At 36.8% G+C, this 23322-nt stretch carries 20 protein-coding genes and 1 other annotated feature; of the genes, 4 read left to right on the forward strand and 16 right to left on the reverse strand.

Annotated elements, in window-relative coordinates; translation table 11 throughout:
* Positions 1–143: 143 nt before the first annotated feature.
* The 9 genes from FG390_RS05595 to FG390_RS05635 form a co-directional block, all read right to left on the reverse strand.
* Complete coding sequence (locus tag FG390_RS05595) at positions 144–1232, reverse strand: SPOR domain-containing protein (RefSeq protein WP_141190055.1); 1089 nt, start codon at positions 1230–1232, stop codon at positions 144–146.
* Between the two features lie 344 nt (positions 1233–1576).
* Positions 1577–2077 (reverse strand): hypothetical protein, encoded by a 501-nt coding sequence (locus FG390_RS05600; protein ID WP_141190056.1) that lies wholly within the window; start codon positions 2075–2077, stop codon positions 1577–1579.
* A gap of 3 nt (positions 2078–2080) precedes the next feature.
* Positions 2081–2596, reverse strand: a complete 516-nt coding sequence (locus FG390_RS05605) for a PilN domain-containing protein (RefSeq protein WP_141190057.1) — start codon at positions 2594–2596, stop codon at positions 2081–2083.
* Positions 2593–3549 carry a type IV pilus biogenesis protein PilM gene (pilM, locus tag FG390_RS05610; RefSeq protein WP_181406391.1) on the reverse strand — a complete coding sequence of 319 codons (957 nt, stop codon included), beginning with the start codon at positions 3547–3549 and terminating at the stop codon, positions 2593–2595. Before pilM ends, FG390_RS05605 begins: the two co-directional genes overlap by 4 nt.
* 126 nt (positions 3550–3675) lie before the next feature.
* On the reverse strand, positions 3676–4437 hold the full coding sequence (locus tag FG390_RS05615) for a prepilin peptidase (RefSeq protein WP_141190059.1): 762 nt from the start codon (positions 4435–4437) through the stop codon (positions 3676–3678).
* A gap of 1 nt (position 4438) precedes the next feature.
* Positions 4439–4855, reverse strand: coding sequence for a pilin (locus FG390_RS05620; protein WP_141190060.1), 417 nt, complete (start codon positions 4853–4855; stop codon positions 4439–4441).
* Between the two features lie 17 nt (positions 4856–4872).
* Entirely contained in the window at positions 4873–6081 is a 1209-nt protein-coding gene (locus FG390_RS05625; RefSeq protein ID WP_141190061.1) for a type II secretion system F family protein, read from the reverse strand.
* A 42-nt stretch (positions 6082–6123) separates the two neighbouring features.
* Entirely contained in the window at positions 6124–7149 is a 1026-nt protein-coding gene (locus tag FG390_RS05630) for a type IV pilus twitching motility protein PilT (RefSeq protein ID WP_141190062.1), read from the reverse strand.
* A 16-nt stretch (positions 7150–7165) separates the two neighbouring features.
* Complete coding sequence (locus tag FG390_RS05635) at positions 7166–8836, reverse strand: GspE/PulE family protein (protein ID WP_141190063.1); 1671 nt, start codon at positions 8834–8836, stop codon at positions 7166–7168.
* Positions 8837–8998: 162 nt separating this feature from the next.
* On the opposite strand from FG390_RS05635, the gene FG390_RS05640 reads away from it, so the two are divergent.
* The 3 genes from FG390_RS05640 to FG390_RS05650 are packed head-to-tail and all read left to right on the forward strand — an operon-like array spanning position 8999 to position 11323.
* Positions 8999–9418: a type IV pilus modification PilV family protein gene (locus FG390_RS05640; protein WP_141190064.1), complete on the forward strand. Its 420-nt coding sequence runs from the start codon at positions 8999–9001 to the stop codon at positions 9416–9418.
* Positions 9419–9434: 16 nt separating this feature from the next.
* On the forward strand, positions 9435–9899 hold the full coding sequence (locus FG390_RS05645) for a PulJ/GspJ family protein (protein WP_141190065.1): 465 nt from the start codon (positions 9435–9437) through the stop codon (positions 9897–9899).
* A complete protein-coding gene (locus tag FG390_RS05650; RefSeq protein ID WP_141190066.1) occupies positions 9896–11323 on the forward strand; it encodes a bactofilin family protein in 1428 nt (475 codons plus the stop codon). Before FG390_RS05645 ends, FG390_RS05650 begins: the two co-directional genes overlap by 4 nt.
* Positions 11324–11526: 203 nt before the next feature.
* Here the strand turns inward: FG390_RS05650 and FG390_RS05655 are convergent, their stop codons facing one another.
* The 3 genes from FG390_RS05655 to FG390_RS05665 form a co-directional block, all read right to left on the reverse strand.
* Positions 11527–13227, reverse strand: coding sequence for a sensor domain-containing diguanylate cyclase (locus FG390_RS05655; RefSeq protein ID WP_141190067.1), 1701 nt, complete (start codon positions 13225–13227; stop codon positions 11527–11529).
* 192 nt (positions 13228–13419) lie between these two features.
* Positions 13420–14712, reverse strand: a complete 1293-nt coding sequence (locus FG390_RS05660; protein ID WP_141190068.1) for a bifunctional folylpolyglutamate synthase/dihydrofolate synthase — start codon at positions 14710–14712, stop codon at positions 13420–13422.
* A gap of 134 nt (positions 14713–14846) precedes the next feature.
* Positions 14847–17489, reverse strand: coding sequence for a valine--tRNA ligase (locus FG390_RS05665; RefSeq protein ID WP_141190069.1), 2643 nt, complete (start codon positions 17487–17489; stop codon positions 14847–14849).
* Between the two features lie 70 nt (positions 17490–17559).
* Positions 17560–17780: a binding site (T-box leader), on the reverse strand.
* Between the two features lie 324 nt (positions 17781–18104).
* On the opposite strand from FG390_RS05665, the gene FG390_RS05670 reads away from it, so the two are divergent.
* A complete protein-coding gene (locus tag FG390_RS05670) occupies positions 18105–18287 on the forward strand; it encodes a YszA family small membrane protein (RefSeq protein ID WP_141190070.1) in 183 nt (60 codons plus the stop codon).
* A 39-nt stretch (positions 18288–18326) separates the two neighbouring features.
* Here FG390_RS05670 and FG390_RS05675 read toward each other — a convergent pair whose 3' ends face one another.
* The 4 genes from FG390_RS05675 to FG390_RS05690 all read right to left on the reverse strand — a co-directional run bounded on the left by FG390_RS05675 (position 18327) and on the right by FG390_RS05690 (position 23214).
* Positions 18327–19337, reverse strand: a complete 1011-nt coding sequence (locus FG390_RS05675; RefSeq protein WP_141190071.1) for a hypothetical protein — start codon at positions 19335–19337, stop codon at positions 18327–18329.
* Positions 19330–20283 (reverse strand): hypothetical protein, encoded by a 954-nt coding sequence (locus FG390_RS05680; protein ID WP_141190072.1) that lies wholly within the window; start codon positions 20281–20283, stop codon positions 19330–19332. Before FG390_RS05680 ends, FG390_RS05675 begins: the two co-directional genes overlap by 8 nt.
* 8 nt (positions 20284–20291) lie before the next feature.
* Positions 20292–21644, reverse strand: a complete 1353-nt coding sequence (locus FG390_RS05685; protein ID WP_181406392.1) for a LysM peptidoglycan-binding domain-containing protein — start codon at positions 21642–21644, stop codon at positions 20292–20294.
* Between the two features lie 292 nt (positions 21645–21936).
* Positions 21937–23214, reverse strand: coding sequence for an MFS transporter (locus tag FG390_RS05690; protein WP_141190074.1), 1278 nt, complete (start codon positions 23212–23214; stop codon positions 21937–21939).
* Positions 23215–23322: the final 108 nt, after the last annotated feature.

Raw genomic sequence — 23322 nt, forward strand, 5'->3', positions numbered from 1 at the left:
AAGGATGGCAACTTAACAAAAGTATGATAAATGCATCGATAATCAAACAATTTTCGAGATATCAATTATATTTTCGACATGAATAAAGCTTTTATGAACTAAAATTTTAAAAAGCACACAAATTTTAAAGAAAACTTGATTATTTAGCTTTCATTCAAAATTCTTTCATATTTTGACAAAGCTTGAATGATATTTTGCTCACATTGATAACCCCTTTGATCATTCCAGTCATCCTTTAGTGCGTTAACTTGTATGATCGCGTTGGTCAAATTGTTATAAAAAGATTTTATATCCTGCTGATTTTGGGATGACATGGTTTTAAGTTTGGCAGATGACGGAAGTTCCCACTTCACTTTTGAAACTGTTATTTTCTTTACTTTTTGTGATACGTCTGTCTTCCCACCAGAAAGCCTCATGGTTTGAATAACAGACATAAGTTGCTGCACTAATCCTTTTCCTGAGTACATGAAAGATGCAACAGAGTTACTTTTTAACAAAGTTGAATTGTTATTTTTAATGGTGAACGATTTCGTATAAATAGAGATATGCTTTTTCTTGTATAGTTTGGCTAGTTGATCATTCTGTTTCTGATTCGTTGACATTTGTATCATGACGGAATATTGTCTGTTATTTTCAAATGGGGCTGCAGATACTTTCTTCCTATTTAATTGTTTGATTTTTTTATTTGCTTGAGCTGAATCACTAAAAACACCCGCTTGGATGACATACAACTCTTGGTTCAAATCATAGGTTTTTGAAGCTGCTTGTGCTTCGTTAGAATTTGGCGTCCCATTTACAGTTTGTGCCTCCAGCGCTTTTTTTGAAGCATCTTGTTGACTTGAAAAATACAAGAGTAAAGAGAAGCCTAGACCAAGACCTACAATGACGGCAGCAAAAATAGGAATCCATGAATGTATTGAAATTGAAGGTGAATTCATTATATTTTTCTTTTTGTGTGCATACCCATTATAAACCTTTTTTCGTTTGGTTAATGACTTTCTTTTTTTCTTATTTAATTGATAATGTTGGTTAAATTCGTGACTGGTCGCAAAAGGCTCTTTTTCTTTCCCTTTATAAGCATCTTGATCTTCCTTAAAAGACTCTCGCCAATTCAATGTTTTTTCAGACTGTGTGGCCGCTGTTTCCGAATTGACCCAATCAACCATGTCATGTTCTTTTCCATTGATCAAAATGGTAATATCCGATCTTTTTTTATCTTTATCGAAAGTCATGAATGAACCATCCTTTCTGTTATTTGCAATTCGTTTCTAAATCTCGAAAAATCTTCACAAATCTCGTAATATCGAAGAGACTCTTCCCAGAATCATGATTTATCATAAGTCATCTCGTATCGGATTGACCTTAACCTATCAATGGTCTTTCAAACTTTAGATAGGATGATTTAAATAAGGAAATCTAACTATTAACCAGAATTTTAATGTTGATCAAACAAGTCCGTACAATGACATCTTCATTTTATAACGAAGAATATCATAAATAGACAAAAAAAAGACAAGACTTTTGTCGTCTTGTCCATAATTCTTTTCGTCAAAGTTTTACACTTTTTGTTTTTAATCTACTTTTTAAATGAATATAGAGATAGATGACATATTGCCTGTACATTCCCACTTGACCATCCACTAATTTCTAATTTATTGATTGAAAATTCACGTTTTAAATTCTCCAGATCATGGATAAAATCTTTTATGTTTTGTTTGTTCTTAGCTTGAATCGTTAAGGTATATGTGTCCTGGGTCACATGGGACGGTATACTAGAGCTTGATTCCTGATCGTTTTTTATAATCGATAGAATCCCGATCTGATTTGCACTCGCGATGCGATGGACATCTACGAAAAATGTTTCGACATCAGGTGAGGAAGGGAGTGCCTTATTCGACGATAGATGGTTCTTTTGTTTAGAAGGTTTTTCTTTTGATAATTCGTGATAATGATTTAATGTTGACTTTGTGTAAGCTAAATCATCTTGCATCGGTATTAAATATTTAAAGTAGAAAAGGACAAAACCAAAGATGACGATACATATTGCTGCTATAGTGACCATAATCGTTTGTCTCATGTTCTACTGCTCCTTACTCTTCGGTAGTGTCAGCTCGATTTGCACAGAATAAGTTCCATCTTGATTAGGCTTTGTATTCACCGTTTGTTTCATCACAATATTTTCAAAAGATGCCTTTCTTAGCTGATCAATATACACCTTCATATTATCAAAATGATCAACAGTATAATTCAAAAGAACTTTTGTTTCGTCATAAGAAATAAAATCAATGGTACTCCCTTTAGGCAACGGTTTATCTAAAGCGACAAGGCTCGAATACAAACGAGTTCGATTTTGCTCTAATGTCATAAGCGCAGATTCTGGCGTAACTTCTTCGGATCCGATTGAAGACGGCTCTAGTGCAGATGCTTTAATAGAAGATAACTCGCTATTTGCTTCTAACAATTTGTGGTTTAATTTCCATGTATAAAAACCTAATCCTGCCGCTGTTATTAGGCAAAAAATCATAAATCCAAAAACAAAATATCTATAGCCTCTTGGAGACTTCTTTTCATAAGGTAATAAATTAATATCAATCATGATTGTACCTGCTTTAACGCTAAACCTAGCGATGTAAGATAATAACTTGGTAAATTAGAATCAAGAAATTCAACATACACTTGACCTTTATAATTCGTTACTGGAATTTGGATGACACTCTTTAAAACATCGACGTAAGCTTTTCGATTTGGATGGTTGCCAAAGACATCGATTTGAGAAACTTGTTGCTCTCCTTCTTGAATCGTAAATTGATAGAAATTTAAGACTCGATCAATTTCCGTCGCAACATTAAAAATAGCTAAATCTTCCTCTGTCGAGTCTACGTCACCCTCTTTTTCTATTGGAATCTGATGCATAAAAAGCGGGATGCCCTGATCATAGATATAAACGCTTGCTCTGTTTTTATCAAGTTGAATGGCCATTCGTTGAGTCTTATCTTTCATTTTATTGAGGAAGTTGGCATAACGTGTAAAACCTATTGCGTTAATCTCTGCGACAATCGCTCTTAAGCCCGAATCGTTTATTAAATTACGAAATATTTCCACCGAGTCTTTATCACTAGCAACAAGAAGGATCTTTGTTTGAACGACATCACGATTCAATACATGAAAATTAAACACTGAATTTTCAAAGGGGACTTGAACCTTATGACCAACTTCAATAAAAAGATAATTTTGGATATCTCCGTCCGTCATTTGTCCAGGCAGAGTCATCACGCGCAAACTCACTAGGTCATCCGGTACAGCAAACACGACTTTTTTCCCTCTGATTTTAAGTGAGCGTACAGCTTCTTTTAATCTTGATTTACAAGCGGACAAATCTATGACTTTTCCACCTTCAATCAAACCTTGCTCAAGAGAAATGTCATGGTAATGTATGAGTGACAGCTTTGTTTGCTTTTTTTTCATGACAACGAGTCTTATCGATTCATCGGAAAAGACTAGGCCAATAACCACTTGTGATTGAAATAGAGTTGTTAATCTATGAAGCATTTCAACCCATCCTCGCATTAATAATTAATATCATCCTGAACCACACATGACTAAAGTCACGAGTGTTCTCGGCTATTTCATAAACATTCGTTTTTTGAATCATTTTTTCTAAAACTGCCCAACAAATTACCACAAAAATAGGTCTAAATATAGATCGAGAAGTGTTTCTCCAAAGAAATAGGCCGTGAGCATCCCTAAAGCAATAAACGGGCCAAATGGTAGTGGCTTATTTCGTTTAAATTTACCTAACGCCATTCCAATCATACCAATCAATGCACCATAAAAAGTTGAAAAAAAGAACCCGAGTAAGATCATTTTCGTTCCTACTAATAGCCCCATTACAGCGAAAAGATTGATATCGCCACCTCCCATTCCCTTCCCGCGGCTCACAAGGAAAATAAGCATGAGTAGTCCGAATCCAACCCCCATACCAAGAAGCGAATCCCACCACGGCTCAAGTCTTACAAAACATCGGAAAATGAAAAAGAGAATGAAAAAGAACACCATGATTTTATCAGGGATCATCATTTTATTGATATCTGTGACAAGAATAATCATCAGAATCGATATGAGTAACCAGCCAACAACCATATCCGATAAAGAAGGTGCAAAAAGAAAAGCTAGTAAAAAAAGAATCCCTGTGCTGGCTTCAACGAACGGGTACAATGGGGAAATTCGACTATGGCATGTTCGACATTTCCCGCGCAATAATGCATAAGAAAAGACCGGGACTAAATCAATAAAAGAAAGCCGCCTACCGCACGACGGGCAGTGCGATGGCGGCGAAATAAGAGACTCACCCTCAAGGACACGGAGCCCAACTACATTATAAAATGAGCCGAGGCAAAGGCCGAGAATAAGAATATAGATGTCTATTAAGATCATCATATTATTGTTTATTATATTCTATTAAAGCTTTTTCTGTTTTATCACTTAAATCTCGTGGCAGTTTGCTGTCAACAATAGAGTAGTTTGGCACTCCATTTGTAAACTTGACAGTGACTTTGGCGTTATCAGGTAGATTACTAGAGCTATCATCTAGATACTCCGTTAATTCTCCTTTTCCTATTGATAAAGTACCACTATCCGAAGCTGGTGTTTTATTTTTATCTGCAACATAGAGTTTAGCAGCATGAATCATCTCCAACCCATCTTGCACAGCAGCTTTTTTATTGGACTTATTAATAATCGAAGCAACACTCGGCACTGCAATAGCAGCAATAACAGCTAAGATCACAATAACGGCTAAGAGTTCAACTAATGTAAAACCTTTTTGATTCTTTTTGTTCATGAATTTTTTTAACATATTTTGTCCTCCTCTTCTTACATATTTTGATATATTTGAAACATCGGGACGACAATCGACATCACGATGAATCCAACAACAATAGCTAAGACTAACATTAATACAGGTTCTATGAGGGCTTTCATCCGTTCAAGAAGACGAGAAACATCATCCTCATAGTACTTTGATACCTTGTCCAACATGGCGTCAAGTGTCCCTGTTCTTTCACCAATCGCTGTCATGTGATGGATGATCCCTGGAAAGATCGGTTCGCTTTTAAATGTCTCAGATAGTGAAACACCTGATTCTAGTCTGTCGGTGGAACCTTTGATGGCTCTTTGTATCGCTAGATTAGAGGTAATTCTCTCAATTGATTTGAGTGCGTCTATAACGGGAACTGAACTTGATAATAGTAAACTTAACATCCAAAGCACTCGGGATAGTTCAGATTTATAGACTAAATGACCTATAATTGGTAGTTTTATTATAGCATTATCTAGCCAATACTTACTAGATTTATTTTTATATAAAATGACAATTATAAAAATAAATAGGATAATAAACCCTAGCCAAATATACCAGTCATGCCGCATCCAGTTACTGATTGAGAGTGTTATTTGTGTGATGGTTGGCATTTGTTCGTGAAGACCGTTAAACATTTTCCTGAACATCGGAATAATAGAAATTAAAAGAAAGGCAACAACAAAAATGGAAATGGCTGATACAAAGATAGGATAAATCATCGCTGTGGTCAGCTTTTGTCTTGATTGATGTTGCTTCTCATAGAAACTAGCTAGATGCTCTAAACTTTCTTCCAAACGTCCACTTAATTCCCCTGCACGTATCATTTGCACAATCATCGGACTAAAAACGGACGGATATTTTTCAAAGGCATCAGAAAGAGCATGCCCCATTCCCAGTTCTTCTCCCATATCTTTAATGATTGATTTGAAATAACGATTTTTTGCTTCTTGATCTGCCAATATCTGCAAAGTTTCGGCAACTGTAACACCAGCTTTAATAATCGTGGCAAATTGGCGAAGAAAGATCACTTTTTCTTGTAAGTTCACCTGGTGAAATATCTCAATATCTTTCATCAAGAGATTTGGCTTCCGCTCCGAAACATCTTGAATAATTAATCCCTTGTCAATAATACGCTGACTGGCTTGTTGCCTATTTTCCGCCTCTAATCTTCCTCGTTTAAGCTTTCCAGAAGATGTCATTCCGACATATTCATAAAATGGCATGATTTTTACACCTTGCTTTCTGGCCATATATGTATCATGTTTCTATACGAGAGACTCGATCGATTCCGATGCAATCAAACGTTTCATCACCATTTCTTTAATTGTGTTAGACATTGTCTGCATCCCTTTGGCACGGTTCACTTGGAGCACACTCGGAATTTGGTAGATTTTCTTTTCACGTATTAAATGGCTAATCGCTTGATTATTGATCATCAGTTCAACGGCTGCACGTCGCCCCTTATGATCAGGAGTCGGAAACAAACGTTGTGAAACGACCGTTACCAGTTCTGATGCCAGTTGAACACGTATTTGACCTTGCTGTTCTGCAGGAAAGATATCAATAATACGATCAATGGTTGAAACAGCGTCATTCGTATGTAACGTTGCTAGGACAAGGTGACCTGTTTCAGCGGCTGTAAGGGCCGTTCGTACAGTCTCTAAATCCCGCATTTCACCGACTAAAATGATGTCTGGATCTTGACGCAAAGCAGACCGTAAACCAAAAGCGAAAGAGTGGGTGTCACTGCCTATTTCCCGTTGTTGAATAATACACTTGTTATGGCTATGCAAATATTCAATAGGATCTTCAAGTGTAATAATATGTCGGCTCACGGTCCGATTCAAATAATCAATGATCGCTGCAAGCGTTGTTGATTTCCCACTGCCTGTTGGACCTGTAACTAAAAATAAACCATGGGGTCTTAGGCAGAGAGTCTCTAATACATTTGGTAATTCAAGGGATTGAAGAGTTGGAATCTCTCTTGGAATGACACGAAAAGCCAAACTATAACAAGATCTTTGCCGGTAAGCATTCACACGAAATCGTGATACTTTAGGAATGCTGTACGAAAAATCAATTTCTCCATCGCGTTCCAATTGATCAAATTGCTTATCATTTAAGATACTTTGAACCAATAACTCTGTATCTCGTGGATTAATACTTGGTCCGTCTAGCGGCATTAACTCTCCATTAATTCGGATGATCGGAGAGACACCTATTGATAAATGTAGATCAGATGCTTGACGTTCGCAAGCAGTCCTAAGCCACTCTTCCAATTGTTTTATCATATATCTTACCTCCCGATCAACTCATAATTTTTAATAATTCATCACATGTCGTCATGCCTTGACTTACCTTACTCAAACCATTTTCTAGCATTGTTTGCGTTCCTGTTTCACGTATTACCTTTTGAATATGGCTGTAGGTATGTTTCTCAATAAGTTGTTCTGAGATTAAATCCGTCATTTCAATCATTTCATGGACAGCCGTTCGACCAATATATCCAGTATGATGGCATGATTCACAGCCGGCACCCTTCGTTAATTTTTCTGGACAAGTAAGACCTGCCTTTTCAAATAAAGCTCTCTCTACCGCATTTGGTGAATAAGACTCACTACAATCCCGGCAGACTCGTCTCACCAGACGTTGAGCTACCACACCGCTTAAAGCCGCCGCAACAAGGAATGGATCAATCCCCATATCAATGAGCCTGTAGATGGTTGTTGGTACATCCGTTGTGTGCAACGTGCTTAGGATAAGATGGCCTGTTAACGAGGCACGAATGGCAATTTCAGCCGTTTCCGAGTCTCGAATCTCACCGAGCATGATAATATTGGGATCTTGCCTTAGTATGGCCCGTAACCCTTGTGCAAACGTTAAGCCGATTTTCGCATTCATTTGAATTTGATTAATTCCATCAATTTGATATTCTACTGGATCTTCAATTGTAATAATATTTTTCGTTTCGGTATTTAAATGATTTAAGGCAGCATACAGTGTGGACGTTTTTCCGGATCCTGTAGGTCCCGTGATTAAAATAAGACCCGTTGGCCGTGAAATCATTTTTTCAAACTGCATAGCTTGTTTCTCCGTGAATCCCACATTTGGAATTTTTAATAGAAGATCTTCTGTATTAAGTAGCCTAAGAACAATCTTTTCTCCAAATAAGGTCGGGAGTGTCGAGATACGTAAATCAATCCGTCTCTTTCCAATATTCACCGTTACCCTGCCATCTTGCGGCAAACGTTTTTCTGTTATGTCAAGTTGACTCATGACCTTTATTCGAGTAGTAAGGATACTGAGTAGTTCTTTTGGAAACGTTCGAAAGATTTGGAGTTCACCATCAATACGTAATCGAACCTTAATACTATGTTCACAAGGATCAATATGAATGTCACTTGCACGTTGTTCCACCGCACTAAGTAGAATCTGGTTAATTATCCTGACAATAGGTGAATCATCTTGTATTCCATTTGCCATCGGTAAGTCATCGACTGGTGCTGCATTCACTCGGACAGAGGATAACAGTTCATCAACTGGATTATCATCGTCATAGAGACGATTGATCGTTTTTGTTATCTCACTAGGCAATGCAAGCACGACATCCACTTTAAAACCAGTCATCATTTGTAGATCCTTAATGGCGTAAAAGTCTAAAGGATTGGCCATAGCCACTCGCAATCGATCTTCTTTTCGATCGATGGGCAAGACTTCATTTCTCTTAGCAAAATCTTTGTCAATTAAATTAACTATTTGTGGATCAATTATGACATTTGACAATCTGACTTGAGGTATTCCAAGTTGAATTTCTAGTATTTCGAGAAGTTGTTGCTCAGAAAGATAACCACGTTCAATGAGGGCATTTCCCAACTTTTGCGACGGTCTCTTTTGTTCCAAAGTAGACGTTAACTGCTCTTGGTTAACTAATCCAGCCTCAACAAGCAAATCTCCTAAACGGCGGTGTTGTCTGACCATGCGTGCACCCTCCAATGATTAATGTGATAAAGAAGATCCAATCAGTATACTAGTCCTGATACTCTTACAAATTAAAACGAAAAACGATAATTTATTTCTTTTCAATAATCTATTAACATAGTAAAATTGAGACAAAAGTAGGTATACGAAAGGTAATGCAATATGACTTATAACGACAAAGGTATGACTTTAATTGAAATCCTTGCCGCGATCACACTACTCTCGGTTGTTCTTATTAGTTTTGCTTCTTTTTTTATTCAAGGCAGTCGTGTTACATCATTTAATGGAGTGAAAAGTACGGCACTCCAGCTCGCCCAAGATCAAATTTCGAAGATAACATACGCTCAGTCAGCTCCAGGGTGCCCTGCTCAGTCAATCTCTTCACCCACATCGACGCCTATTGGTCATCAGTGTATCGTCAATCATACTGAACAAGTCATCGGCAACCATACTTATCAGCTCTATACCTATCTTTTAGAGCCATCAAATAACGCTCATTTGCCGATATTTGTTGTAAGATCATATTATAACCATACTAATTATGTAGAACTATATAACTATTATACTGCAAAGCAGAATTAAGGGATATGATTAATTTATGAAACGTAACGATAAAGGAATGACATTAGTCGAGTTACTAGCCGTTCTCACCCTTTTTTCCGTTATTTCCATTTTGATATTTGGGCTCTATCAAATGGGGATCCGGTCATATCAACGAAATGTCACGACGAATATGCTCCAGCAAGACAGTGATCTTGTCCTATCTCGTCTAAAAACCGCTTTCTATCATAAAAATAGTCGCCCTTTTCATATATCGACCACTTCTGACGGCAAACTGATGATTACATATACAAGAAATAATCGGACCGACGTTATTTCAGGTGATGATTTTATTTATAGTGGAACGAGTACGCCGCAGACAATCGATCAAAGTACCGCAACAATTGAAATGAACTATACGGTCAAACCAAGAGACTCACAGGACCAAGACAAAACGTTTCACTTAATCACATCACTAAATTTTCCTTGGAAGGAAACTGAGCAGAAGGATGAATTACAATGAGACGATTACTTCTTCAATGGCATAATGAAAAAGGTTCAGCCCTTCTCATGACTCTCCTTGTCCTCATGGTATTCTCCATACTAGGAATGGCTCTTGTCACCATGAGTTTCAATCATACGAAACAAGTCGGACATCAAATCGAACAAACTCAAGCAACGAGTGCCGCTGAAATGGGACTCAAAGCTTTTAACATTCAAATAGAAGAAACAATAGACGATATTAATCATCAGTTGCCAGAAACATTTAATCAATTTCTGAGTTTGCTTCATACAGAAAAACCGAGTCAACTTTCAAGTGATTTATCAGACCTTCAAGGACATCCATCCTATCAGGTTTCAATTGAAAATGTCACAACAGCTGGAAGTAAGGTCACTTGGACCATTAAAAGTACAGGGAAAGTGCAAGGTATTGAAAAGAGTATTACCCAAGACAGAACCTTTATATATGGTCAAGAAACGAGCTCTGAAGGAAGTACAGACGGTAATCTATCGAATAGGACTCCAGAATATATGGGGCTGTCACTTCCATACATGGAGGGGAGTGTCATTATTGATGGAAATTGGACTTGTAAGAAAAATGATAATGTCTTTATAAATGGGGCTCCAGAATGCATCGGCGAAACTCATCAGCCGATAGATGTATCACCTATTAAGAGTCTATTTGAAAATATGCCAGTAACATTACCTTCTGGGAATCCTTTACCTCAGGCACAGACCATTAACAACCCAAATATCATTGAAGACCACTTTCCTAATAACGTTAATATTACCGATGGATTAGACATTAATCATGATACGACCTTCGAGAAAAGTGTATACGTCAAAGGCAATTTAAACATAAATGGGAAGACTACATTCAAAGGTGATCTATATGTAGACGGTCAAGTCACACTATCATCTGATACAACTATTCATGGAAATGTGTATATCAATGGGCCTTTAAAATTAAATAAAGACGTCGATGCAATGTTTAATGGCCATGTAAAAATGACTCAGCAAATTGACCTCGGTAAGGACAGCCATATAACTTTTATGAAAAATACGATGATTTATGGTGACTTAAACACCAATGGAAAGGTAACGTCTATGGGTAACCTCTATTTAGGTGGTTCACTGGATTATAGAGGTGGAGATCATTTCGAAGGTTATGTCTTTATTAACCATTCCATAGCTCGAAGTAACGACGGGACTGGATGGGAAGATGAAGTGACTTTTACACGAACGGTCTATTCAAATGGAGACTTTGATCTCAAAAGCAACAAATCCACTGTTTATTTTAATCAAGGCGTTGTTATTAAGGGCGACGTAACAACTAAAACAAGTAATCACGGGAAAATCGTTTTTGGTCCTTTAAAACGCGGAGTTTCCACCCCAACCGCCAAACCTACTCTTACTGTCACCACAACTCATACAACCTATCAATAGTCCTAAAAGCCCCTACTAAACTTGATTTTAGTAGGGGCTTTTTCGCTTTAAGAAAGTATAAAAATTCAGGGTATAAAGTGTAAGTGCAACTAGCATAATCTTCTTCGATTAAGCATCGAGTTGTCACGAAGGCGGAGCCGTAGTGACACATTCTAGGCCTCTGTCTGCGCCTTTTAGGCTGGCCAATCGGCAAGTTTTCTTTATCATCCTATATATTGTGCCACTCGATTTTTACCTTTCTGCTTGGCTCCTAAATACATTGCACGATCAGCATTACGAATTAACGCAAGAGCGTCTTCCCCTTGTGAAGGGGCTGTAGCATATCCTATACTTACAGTCAATTTTATCATATGATTAAATTCATCTTCTTCGTTATAAATCACAAAATCTTCCAATGATAGATGATGACGGATATTTTCAGCAATCGAAGCACATTCCTTTTGATCATGATCAAACAACAAAATAATAAATTCTTCTCCGCCATAACGTGCGGCTATCCCTTTATTACCGACTATAGACTCTAGAATATTAGCTACACCTTTGAGAACCATGTTTCCATTTTCATGTCCATACGTGTCATTAATTGCTTTAAAGTCATCAATATCAATCATGATCAGTGAAAAAGGGGCATCTTCTATACTTCTCTGACGAAATCGATACTCTAAGATGGTCATGAAATATCTGTAATTATAGAGATTCGTGAGCGGGCATCGTTCACTTTCTTGTTTAGTTTTTTCGAAATTTAGAGCATTTGCAACTGCTGTCCCATAGATGCTGCAAATGATGTCAGTCCCAGTTTTCCATTGTCTAAAAGAAGGAAAGGGATTTTCAGATATACCTGTAAATACGCCGATGACTTGCTGATCTCGAATGACGGGTGTGATTAAATAATACTTCGCTTTCCAATCTGTGTACTCATCAAGAAAATGTCCTTTATCTAATTTGATTTTACCTTGTTGGCTTTTTCCTTGCTTATAGGCTAGATAACTAATGTCTTCTAGACCATTAAACTTTTTAGGTAAAAGTTGTTTATGTTCTCGGTTCATAACATAATCAAGTTGAGGGTCATTTGGATTTTCATAGGTGACAAGGTATACAAAGTTGACTGGAAAAATATCAAAAATATTCATGAAGTACGTCTTTCGAATATGGTTAACAGATAATTGCTCAGATAATTTTTGACCAAGCCGACTTATTTGTTGTAAAAAATGATTATTCTTATAAGCTTCATTAATGAGACGAACAATGACTGAAAGAGAAACTAAAGGAACAGAGATCATGATAATAGACAACTTACCAATAAAACCATACATTAAACACAAGATGATGGAAAGCGGGAATTGCAATACAACTATCAAAATTTCCCACAATGTATCTTGCTCAATAAATTTCATATTGACCTTTAGAATCCATTTCCGGTAAAGGTAAATACAAATGTGATTAGTCAAAAAAGAGGTTACATAATAAACAAGAGCTTGTACAAAATTCAGCCCGGTCCAGTTTTTTATGATGCCAATTTCTCCACCTATAGCATCGTAAACTAAGCCCGAAACAAGACACACAAGCAGAAATATAATAGAATTCAGCGGTATGCGGTAAAGTTCTTTTTTACTCATGCGTTTAGATATGAGGTAGGTGAATATACCTAATTGCATAATAATAATGTTTATAAATAAACCAAACATGAGAAGAGCAGCAAAAGAAACTGCATCAAGCAAAATGATGTTAATTCCCTTAACTTGAAAAGAGGAAATTGATGATAACATCATTAAAATGGACATACCTATCATCGAATAAAATGAGTAATGAAATTGTGGTGGCTCGAAATGATAGATTAAAGGAATTATCGTTATAATAACGATTAACCATGTTACCCAAATTCCTATTTTTAGTTTCCTGCTCAAGTCTTTTTGCCCCTTCCTACTTTAAAACCCCGCCTTTTCTCCTATTCCTTATTTTAGCAATAAACTGATAGTTTAATAAAGTCTTTTTTATAATAAAAATGAAAAAGATGGCTTTTTTGTGAATAGACTCTTATTATTTGACAATATTCTGCTTACTGAACCTCTCCTGACTAAAGTCACGAATGTTCTCGGCTATTTCATAAATTGTCGGACTTGAGAAATAAAGTAAAGAGAACCGGTTATTAAAAGCACCGAACCTTTTTCTATCTTTTGAACGCTTTCTTGAATACTAGCTTTCCAATCGTTGTTAATACACTTAACTGGATGTGATGAACATTGGTAGAGACGTTCGGCAGTTTCAGCTCTTGGATAATCAAAAGTGGTGAAAATGATGGATTCGGACACCGATTCAATATCATGAATCATGTCACGATATTGCTTGTCTTTAAGTGCTGAATAAATCGTATGGATACGATAATGACTGTAATAACGTTTAAGAGCTTTAACTAGGGCTTCCGTTCCTTGGATATTGTGTGCACCATCTATGAGAATAAGCGGGTTTTCCGAAATCATCTCAAAACGCCCTGGCCAAGAAGTATTTAGCATCCCTTGACGTAAATTCTCTTCATTAACGTAAAAGTGATGTTTCGAATTTAGATAGGTGACAACCATAAGTGCGAGACTTGCATTTTTTATCTGATGTTCACCACGCATCCTTATACGAATATTACGATAATCACCAAGATTTGAATAGAAAGTTAATATTTCTTCAAGATAAGAATGAGAGATTTTGTCTGTACGAAACTCTCTACCTATTAAAAAAAGGTCCGCTTTCTGTTCAAAAGCTTTGTCTTGAATAACCTGAATGGCTTCTTCATCTTCAGCAGATGTGACTACTGCTACACCTTCTTTGATGATACCTGCTTTTTCATAAGCAATCTCAGCGATTGTATGGCCTAACTGAGCCATATGATCCATCCCCACATTCGTAATAACAGAGACAAGAGGATGAATGACATTTGTTGAGTCAAGTCTTCCACCAAGCCCAACTTCGTATATGACAAGATCACAAGGCTTTAAGATACCAAAGTAAACAAAGCTGATCATGGTAACCACTTCAAATTCGGTCGGAGCGCCTAAATCACTTTGGTCCAATTCTTGAACATATGGATAAATTATATCAGTCGCTTTGATGAGATCTTCATCAGATATGTAGTCACCATTGATCATTAACCGTTCATTGAAACAGGTGATATACGGCGAAATAAAAGTCCCTACCTTATAACCAGCAGCTTGATAAATATGTCTTAAAAAGCTAACTGTCGAACCTTTTCCATTTGTTCCTCCAACATGGATCGTTTTCATTTTTCTTTCTGGATGATCTAATTTTTCAAGCACCCATTTCATTCTTTCTGTACCTGGCTTGATCCCATGAGGTAGGCGTTCATGTATCCAGTTTAACGTTTCATCAATTGATTGAAACATACGAGGCTCCTCCTATAATGAAATGAACGATGGCGGATGAGAAATCATCCGACCATCGTCATAGATTGTATTTACCCCACCTTAACGGGCAGTAGCCCTCCCACTGATGGAAGTTTCCTTTATTGAAATTATTTTTAGCTTTGCAATTCTTTAATTCGTTCCTCTACCTTTAATTTTTTATCAAGATAGTCCTTCTGTTTGGCTTTTTCAGCGTCAACCACTTTTTGTGGTGCTTTATTCACAAACCCTGGATTACCCAGTTTCTTTTCAACGCGTTCAACTTCAAATTGGTATTTCTCTAATTCTTTTTTCAAGCGCTGAATTTCTTCGTCTAAATTAATTAACCCTTCAAGAGGCAGATAAATTTCAGCCCCTGTCACAATAGCAGAAACTGATTTTTCTGGTATAGCTAATTCCGTTGCGATCGTTAGTTTTTCTGGATTACAGAAACGTTCGATAAATGCTTGATTATTATTTAAAATGATTTGCTCTTGATCAGATGCTGTTTTTAGGTAGATATCAATTGGTTTACTTGGTGCTACATTCATTTCAGAACGGATATTACGGATTGATCGGATAATACTTTGAATAAGTGTCATATCATGAATAGCTGCATCATTATCAAAGTCGGGATTAACTTCGGGCCAGTTTGCAAGAAGGATCGTTTCACCTTCATGCGGAATGTGCTGCCAAATTTCTTCAGTCACAAATGGCATAATTGGATGAAGTAATTTTAAAATGTGATCTAGAACAAATGACAAGACAGATTTGGTTGATTGTTTGGCTGTTTCATTCTCTCCATAGAGCGATAGTTTGGCCATTTCAATATACCAATCACAAAAATCATCCCAAATGAAGGAATATAGGTAACGTCCAGCCTCACCAAAGTCATAGGTTTCATAGAGTTCTGTCACTTTAGTAATCGTTTGATTCAAACGAGCGAGAATCCATTTATCGCTGACATTTAGTTCACCCGAAAGATCAATATCTTCAAATTTAAAATCACCCAGATTCATGATGGTAAACCTTGCAGCATTCCAAATTTTGTTTGCAAAATTCCAATTGGCTTCGACTTTTTCCCATTGGAACCTTAAATCTTGACCCGGTGTTGTCCCAGTAGCGAGAGTATAACGAAGGGCGTCAGCACCATAACGTTCAATAACATCCATCGGATCAATACCATTTCCAAGTGATTTACTCATTTTACGACCTTCTGCATCCCTAACAAGCCCATGTATAAGGACATCTTTGAAAGGGCGTTTGCCAGTAAATTCAACTGACTGGAACATCATACGAGCCACCCAGAAAAAGATAATATCATAGCCTGTGACAAGCGTAGTGGTTGGGAAATATCTCTTATAATCGCTACTTTCTGTGTCTGGCCAACCCATGGTAGAGAAAGGCCACAGTGCGGAACTAAACCAAGTGTCTAAAACATCTTCATCTTGTTTCCATTCATTTGTATTTTCCGGTGCCTCAAGTCCGACATAGATTTCACCTGTTTGTTTATGGTACCAAGCTGGAATCCGATGCCCCCACCATAACTGCCTTGAAATACACCAATCGCGAATATTCTCCATCCAGCGACTATGTGTTTGTTCAAAACGTTCTGGCACAAAATTGACACCTTCATCTGTTTTTTGTAGATCCAAAGAAGCTTCAGCGAGTGGAGCCATTTTAACAAACCATTGCGTTGACAAATAAGGTTCAACGACCGCACCACTGCGTTCGGAATGTCCAACTGAATGAAGATGATCTTCAATTCGAATCAAAATACCTACTTCTTTTAAATCTTTAACGATTTGTTTACGACAGGCATCACGATCTAATCCCTGATATTTACCTGCGTTTTGATTCATGACACCTGCTTCATCCATAATGAGAATTCGTTCAAGATTATGACGGTTGCCCACTTCAAAGTCATTAGGGTCGTGAGCTGGCGTAATCTTAACTGCCCCGGAACCAAACGACATATCAACGTAATCATCCGCTACAATGGGAATTTCACGGTTAACGAATGGAACAATAGCTGTTTTTCCAACCAAATCCTTATATCGATCATCATCAGGGTGGACTGCAATAGCCGTATCACCAAGTAATGTTTCTGGTCGGGTTGTGGCAATTTCAATATGGCCTGAGCCATCTTTTAATGGATAAGCAAGATGATAAAGATGTCCAGGTACATCTTTATAGATAACTTCTATATCAGACAAAGCTGTTTTTGTAGCAGGATCCCAGTTAATAATGTACTCACCGCGGTAGATGAGTCCTTTGTTATATAACGTTACGAAAACCTCTTTTACGGCATGAGATAAGCCTTCATCGAGTGTGAATCGCTCACGTGAGTAGTCGAGAGATAAGCCTAGTTTGGCCCATTGTTTACGGATAAAATCGGCATACTCTTCTTTCCACTCCCAAGATTTCTCGAGAAACTTTTCACGTCCAAGATCATATCTGGATAGGCCTTGCTCTCTTAATTTTGCATCAACTTTCGCTTGTGTTGCGATACCGGCATGATCCATTCCTGGAAGATATAAAGCATCATAACCTTGCATTCGTTTAAAACGAATAAGCAAATCTTGCATCGTTGTATCCCACGCATGTCCAAGATGTAATTTACCTGTGACATTTGGTGGTGGGATAACAATAGAATAGGGCTTTTTCTTTTGATCTGAACCAGCTTTAAAATAGCCATTGTCTCGCCAAGTCTTATACCACTTTTCTTCTGTTTGTTTAGGATCATATTTTGCAGCTAACTGTTCTTCTGACGTTTCCATCTATATTTCCTCCTTATGCACCTATGTGCTCTTTTCCAATTAAAAAAGAGCTTCCCCTATCGCCTTTTTATAAAAGGGCGAAGGATAGCTCCGTGGTACCACCTTAATTTGCATGTTTATTATGCACACTCAATTCGGATAACGGTCCTTTAACCGTCTTTTCTTACTTTTTTTCAGAAAAGCTGCATCAAGGGCGACTTCCAAGCTTTTAACTAAAGAAACTTTCAGCTAATGTTTCTCTCTCTTAAGTAGTTAAAATAACACGTACTACTCCCTCATCATCACATTTATTTATGTTTTCTTAACACTAAAATCTATTCCTACTATAAGTATATGAAGATCATTCGAATTCGTCAAGAACAGTCTACCCAATTGGGTGGACTTAATATACACGTCCAACCAAAAGGCATCATAAACTATACTATCAAAGATCATTTTAGAAATCCTCATGATAAAAAAGTTAAGAGGGAACTATGTCTGGTAAGACCATGTCAGTATATCAGTCAATCAATAAATTATCTTCATAAAAAGTCTATTTTATGTTTATGTATAGAAAATCCCCATGATATGATAAGGGATTTTGAATGAATATCGATTTAGTCGAGGAGGAACGATATGTTTAAAAAATTTCAATTTCCAACTGCTTTTAAAAAATTACGTGAGGGACTAGAAATCATCGTAGCTCCTTTAGCGGTTTTTCAATTAATACGAACGATTTTTTTTCCAACAACATTTGATGTTGTCATACTTGCCATACTTGCTTTGATTTATATTGCCCTGCTCAAAAAAATATTTTAGAAGAAGGTAGTGAAAGCGGTCCTTTCATTTCAGAACACTCTAGGATTCTTCTTTTTCATTTTTAGGTTGAAATACTTTACAGGCGCCAGTCAAGCAATCATAAAATAGGACCTCTTTGATCCATTGTTGAGTAAAATGTAACTCTCTACCTGATCCAGAAGCCTCTTCATATTTCTTAACTAATGCATAATATCGCCTTTGACATTGCAATATCATGACGAGTAATTCTTTCTCTTTTGTATTAAGAGGACAAATCGATTGATATAACGTTAAACCTTTGACTAGGGTTTGCATATCAATTTGAGAATGATTTAACTGCATCAAAATATTGGCTAACTCAAACGTAAAAATATCGTAGTCTGCATGTTCAAAATTAATAAGGAATTGTCGTTCACGTTGAGTTATCAAATGATTGAAAGTGGGTTTATTATGGCAAATAGCCTGCCTAATGACCATTTTCTTTTCATGTTCATCATCTTGATTATTTTCTTGCTTTATACTCTCTAAATAAGTAAATAAATTTTCATAACTAGACATGATTGACGAGAAGTTTTGCAAGTACAGCTGCTCAAAGGGGGATAAATAAACATGTTGTTCAGCTTTACTTGCAAATTGTTCATGGAATTCATATTCTTTTACTAGTTCCTCTTTGTACAACTCGATGTTTGTTTCATAAGACTCTCCATCTCGAATGGTCTTAACATGCAATCGTGACATTTGCGAAATAAGTCCTTCCATTTTCATTTCGAAGGATAGAGATGAGGATTCTGCAACCCAAGGTGTCAAAAGATATTTTATCCCATCAATAGAGGTTATGAGATCCCCATATTTCGTTGGAACGAGAGGGACTGTATCGATCATTAGATGCATGGCCATTTGATGAATGTTTCTTATCATTTTTTCCTGTTTTGCATCTAGCTTAGTCTGTTTTAAAGCAAAAATCCCTCGCGACGTAAAAATCTTCATGACTTTTCCTATTTGTTCCCACTCCGAAGGAACAAGATCATAATGAAAACACGCCCGTAGCCAGTTCTCTCTCTTTTTAATCATCTTCATACTCCCGTTCAACCCATTTTCTTCTCAAATCCTCCATACAGGTGAGGACTTCATTCGTTAAATCCCACTGTTTCTTGAAAAAATGGATCATTCTCTCTTCTTTTTCTTGACTATTAATCTTATTAGAGGATTCTACCGCATAGATCCATTCATTTGGATAATACATTTCTGCGGTAACCTTATCGAATATTTCTTTTTCAAATAAACCATAAGGCACCAAGGCGTGAATAAAATGATGAAATTGGTTCTCTGATAGTTTTGTATACCAGTGTTTAATTAGATTGGAAATAGCACCATAACCAATAGTCGGTTCTTCTTGACCTAATTCAACAAATAATTTCCCATAGACGGACTTCGTTTTAATTAATTTCGTCATTGGAGGCGTAAGTAGAACATGATCGAATGGTAAATAAGGAGTTATGCGTAAGTCAGCCTGGTGCGATCGACTTACTACTGCCGGATAGCTTTTTGTTAATAATTTTATTAACCTTGGCGCCTGATTTGCCAATGTCGTTAACTTTTGATACTCACGTTCAATATTAAATAAACTAGGTTTAATTTTGATGTTTGAATGATCATTTGTGGAGAACACACTTTTTGTCAATAATTGACCAATCCATTTTACATAATCATGTTGAACATCTTTAATATCTACCTCTTTTTCAATTTCATCATGACATGTAATCCAATATGACCCATCTGATACCGCTTCATTGCCTGATTGTGTGATATACATTCGATCCATAAAAAAGGCGTCACAAAATAGTCTGTGTCGCCATTCTATATGCCATTTCATAAATGCTTCATTCGGCCAAATACGAATTCTTTTTAATCCTGTATCTGTGCTTATGACGAATTTTGATTGGCGATATGGTTTAATTTCTTTAAAGCCATAGCTATTTTGGATAAGTGCCAAAATATAGGCTATCTGACGATCCATAGCCCCACCTATTTCCCTTTTGTTGGAATATACAGAATTTGACCTTCACTTAAAGTATTGGAGTCAATCTTATTCCTTCTTAAAATACTGGTGATCGGAACACTAAATCGTTCTGATAGCCCTTCTAGAGAATCACCATGTTGAACAATACACAATCTTACCTTTGTAAATTGTTCATCTTCGTTACCTGCTAACATTTTTGTTAAGTAGAGGGCATTTGCTTCTTTTTTTGTTGGCTCCATTTCAGTATCTTCCGTTTCGGCCATCGTGCTTTCTTTAGACTCCTCAACTATCGGTTCAACTTGAGCTGGAGGCGTCGTTGGCGCTGGCACAGGTTGGACTTGTTGAGTCATTGGAGCGGGCTTTTGAGTTGATTCTTCAGAAACAGGGATGACTGGAGCAGGTGTAGGTATTGGTATATTCTGGCCTGCTTGCTCGCTGCGAGAAACTTCCAATTCCTCTGTTTGATTAACATCTGATTCTTCTTGTTTTTTTAATTCAATTCGAGAAACTTCTGCTTCCTCTGGTTGATGGTCCTTTGATTCGTCTCGTTTTTTTAATTCAATTTGAATATTTTCTCGTTCTTTTTCTTTTTCAGGCTCACGATGACTTTCAAAATGAAAGGAATCTTGATAAGAGAAGGAATCATCTTTTGTTTGTTCTTCTTCTCTCTCTTCTTTATCAACTTCATGATCCAAAGATAGATTGAATTCATTTAAAAACGGATTATCTGAGTCACCTCGAGATAATGATGTGTAGGATGATTCACTAGATTCAATATCTACAGGTTTATCATCAAAGGGAATGCTAGACACATAGTCTTGTTTTTCTTCTTGTTCTATTTCCGGATAACGGTTTGTAACCGATTCCTGTGGTGCCTTCACTTCAGATGGTAATGAGGCCTCTGGAATTTTTTCTTTTTCATTCATTAATCCAGTGATAGCAATATCTCCTTGTAATAAAATACGGCGATTTTCTTCTAGTGTATAATCAAACGTTTCGATAACAACATAGAGATCTTCAATATTCGCAACTTTTTGTACGGGAACGATAATATCTACAGGAAATCGATGTTCAATTAATGCTGTTCCCTCATCCGTTTCATTTATTTCATCAATTGTTCGAAATGCCAAGTGACTGTTTGAATCCTCTTCCTGTGCATCTATTGCAGGTTGATCCAGCGGCTTATATTCACCAGTTAACCTGAGCGCCCCCTTGATGGCAACGAAATCACCGTTCTCTTCTATTGCTACATCAGGTTCTAAAGCCATTGATAATATATCCTCTGCACGTTCTCCATCTTGAAGCCATATGGATTCATTAATCGAAAATTGCAGGCGCTTGTTCGAAGATTGAGACATCCCATTCATCCTTTCAAAAAGGTTTTCTATTCATGTTTATGCTAGAAGCTAGTCTCCTATGATTGAAAGACAAAAGTTCTTAATTTTAAATTTATACTGCTATAAGATATGTATGTGATCTTTGCCAATTTATACAGAATAAATATTAAAAACCGTCTATCCAACCTCATCATTAAAATGAGAATAAGAGTCATTTCCTAATTAATCAATTCTATGTATAAATAGATAAAGCTGAGAAGTTCCACTGTTCTTCTCAGCTTTATCTGCTTTATGTTTTATAATATTATTTGATTTAATGTGACAGAGTCATATCTTCTGGTTTAATCTCAACTATTTTTGCATTATTAGGTAAATAAACAAATCTCATGAGAAAAGCACTTATGAAGTAAAGGCCTGCTAGTATCCATATAATGCCCTCACTTCCTACTAAATTAATAAAAGTTCCTACAAGAGCAGGACCAACAAACACACATAATCCTGCACCTAGATTTAAAATTGACATAGCAGCCCCTTTTTCAGTTTTAACAAGAGATGGGACAAGAGCCGAAAGAGGGACAAAACCAGCTAGACATCCTCCCCATAGTATTCCAATAATTTGGATGACCCAAATATGGTCACTAAAATAAACGGGTGAATAATATAAAAGCAACGTAAAAACGCCACATCCAACGCCACCAAACCACATAACCGTGTTTCGCCACCCAAACTTATCACCAACAAAGCCAAAAATAAGATTAAATCCAATATTTCCAATAAATATACTCCCCCAAATATGAAGCCACGTTGATGTTTGTATTCCATATTGCTCCATATATATAGGTAAAAAAACTGGGAAAGCATATTGAGCGGTTTGATTAATAATTCTTACGATACCTGCAATACCGACCTTTGGTTCCTTTTTTACGATAGTTAATCCATTTAACATTTCTTTCACATGTTGTTTTCCACTTAACTTATTCTCTCTTTCCAATTTATCACGATTAATAACAAGAGCAAAAACAGCCCCTATTAAGACCCAAACAAGTGCACTCCATAAAGTATTAATATGACCTATATGTTGAATAGCCCAACTAGAATAATAGGCACCAAGAACGTTCATTCCTCCTGTAAATACAAACCAGAACCAACCAACTGCTGCACCCAATTGATGTTGTGGACTACGATATGCAATCCAAACAAGGAAGGAATACGCAAATAGTGGATAACCAAATCCCCGTAATGCATAAGTTGGAATCATAGTAGCGAATGACAAGTGGGATATCCCAATCCCTACAAAACCGATTGTCCCTAATATATATAGAAATAATCCTGCTAGCATGGTTTTCTTTGCTCCAAAAGTATCAACTAATACCCCTGAAAACCATGAGGAAATGGCAATAGTGACACCATACATTGTAAATAATGCAGCTGATTGCTCCATACTCAAACCATGATGAAGAAGATAGGGACTGAGCCATCCTTGTTCAAGCCCATCCCCCATCATAAAAATCAATATTCCAAGATAGCCCCAACCTAATCGAGATGGCATGCCCACTCGATCCAACAAATTCCCACTTGTTAACGCTTTCATTTATCCACCTCTTAATTAGGATATTTGCATAGAATGTGGTTAGGAGAAAAACAAAACTTTCTCCTAACGTTTTTGATCTAACCAACCTCACTACAGGATAATCATACA

It is taken from the genome of Terrilactibacillus laevilacticus (assembly GCF_006517395.1).
Lineage (GTDB): Bacteria > Bacillota > Bacilli > Bacillales > Sporolactobacillaceae > Terrilactibacillus > Terrilactibacillus laevilacticus.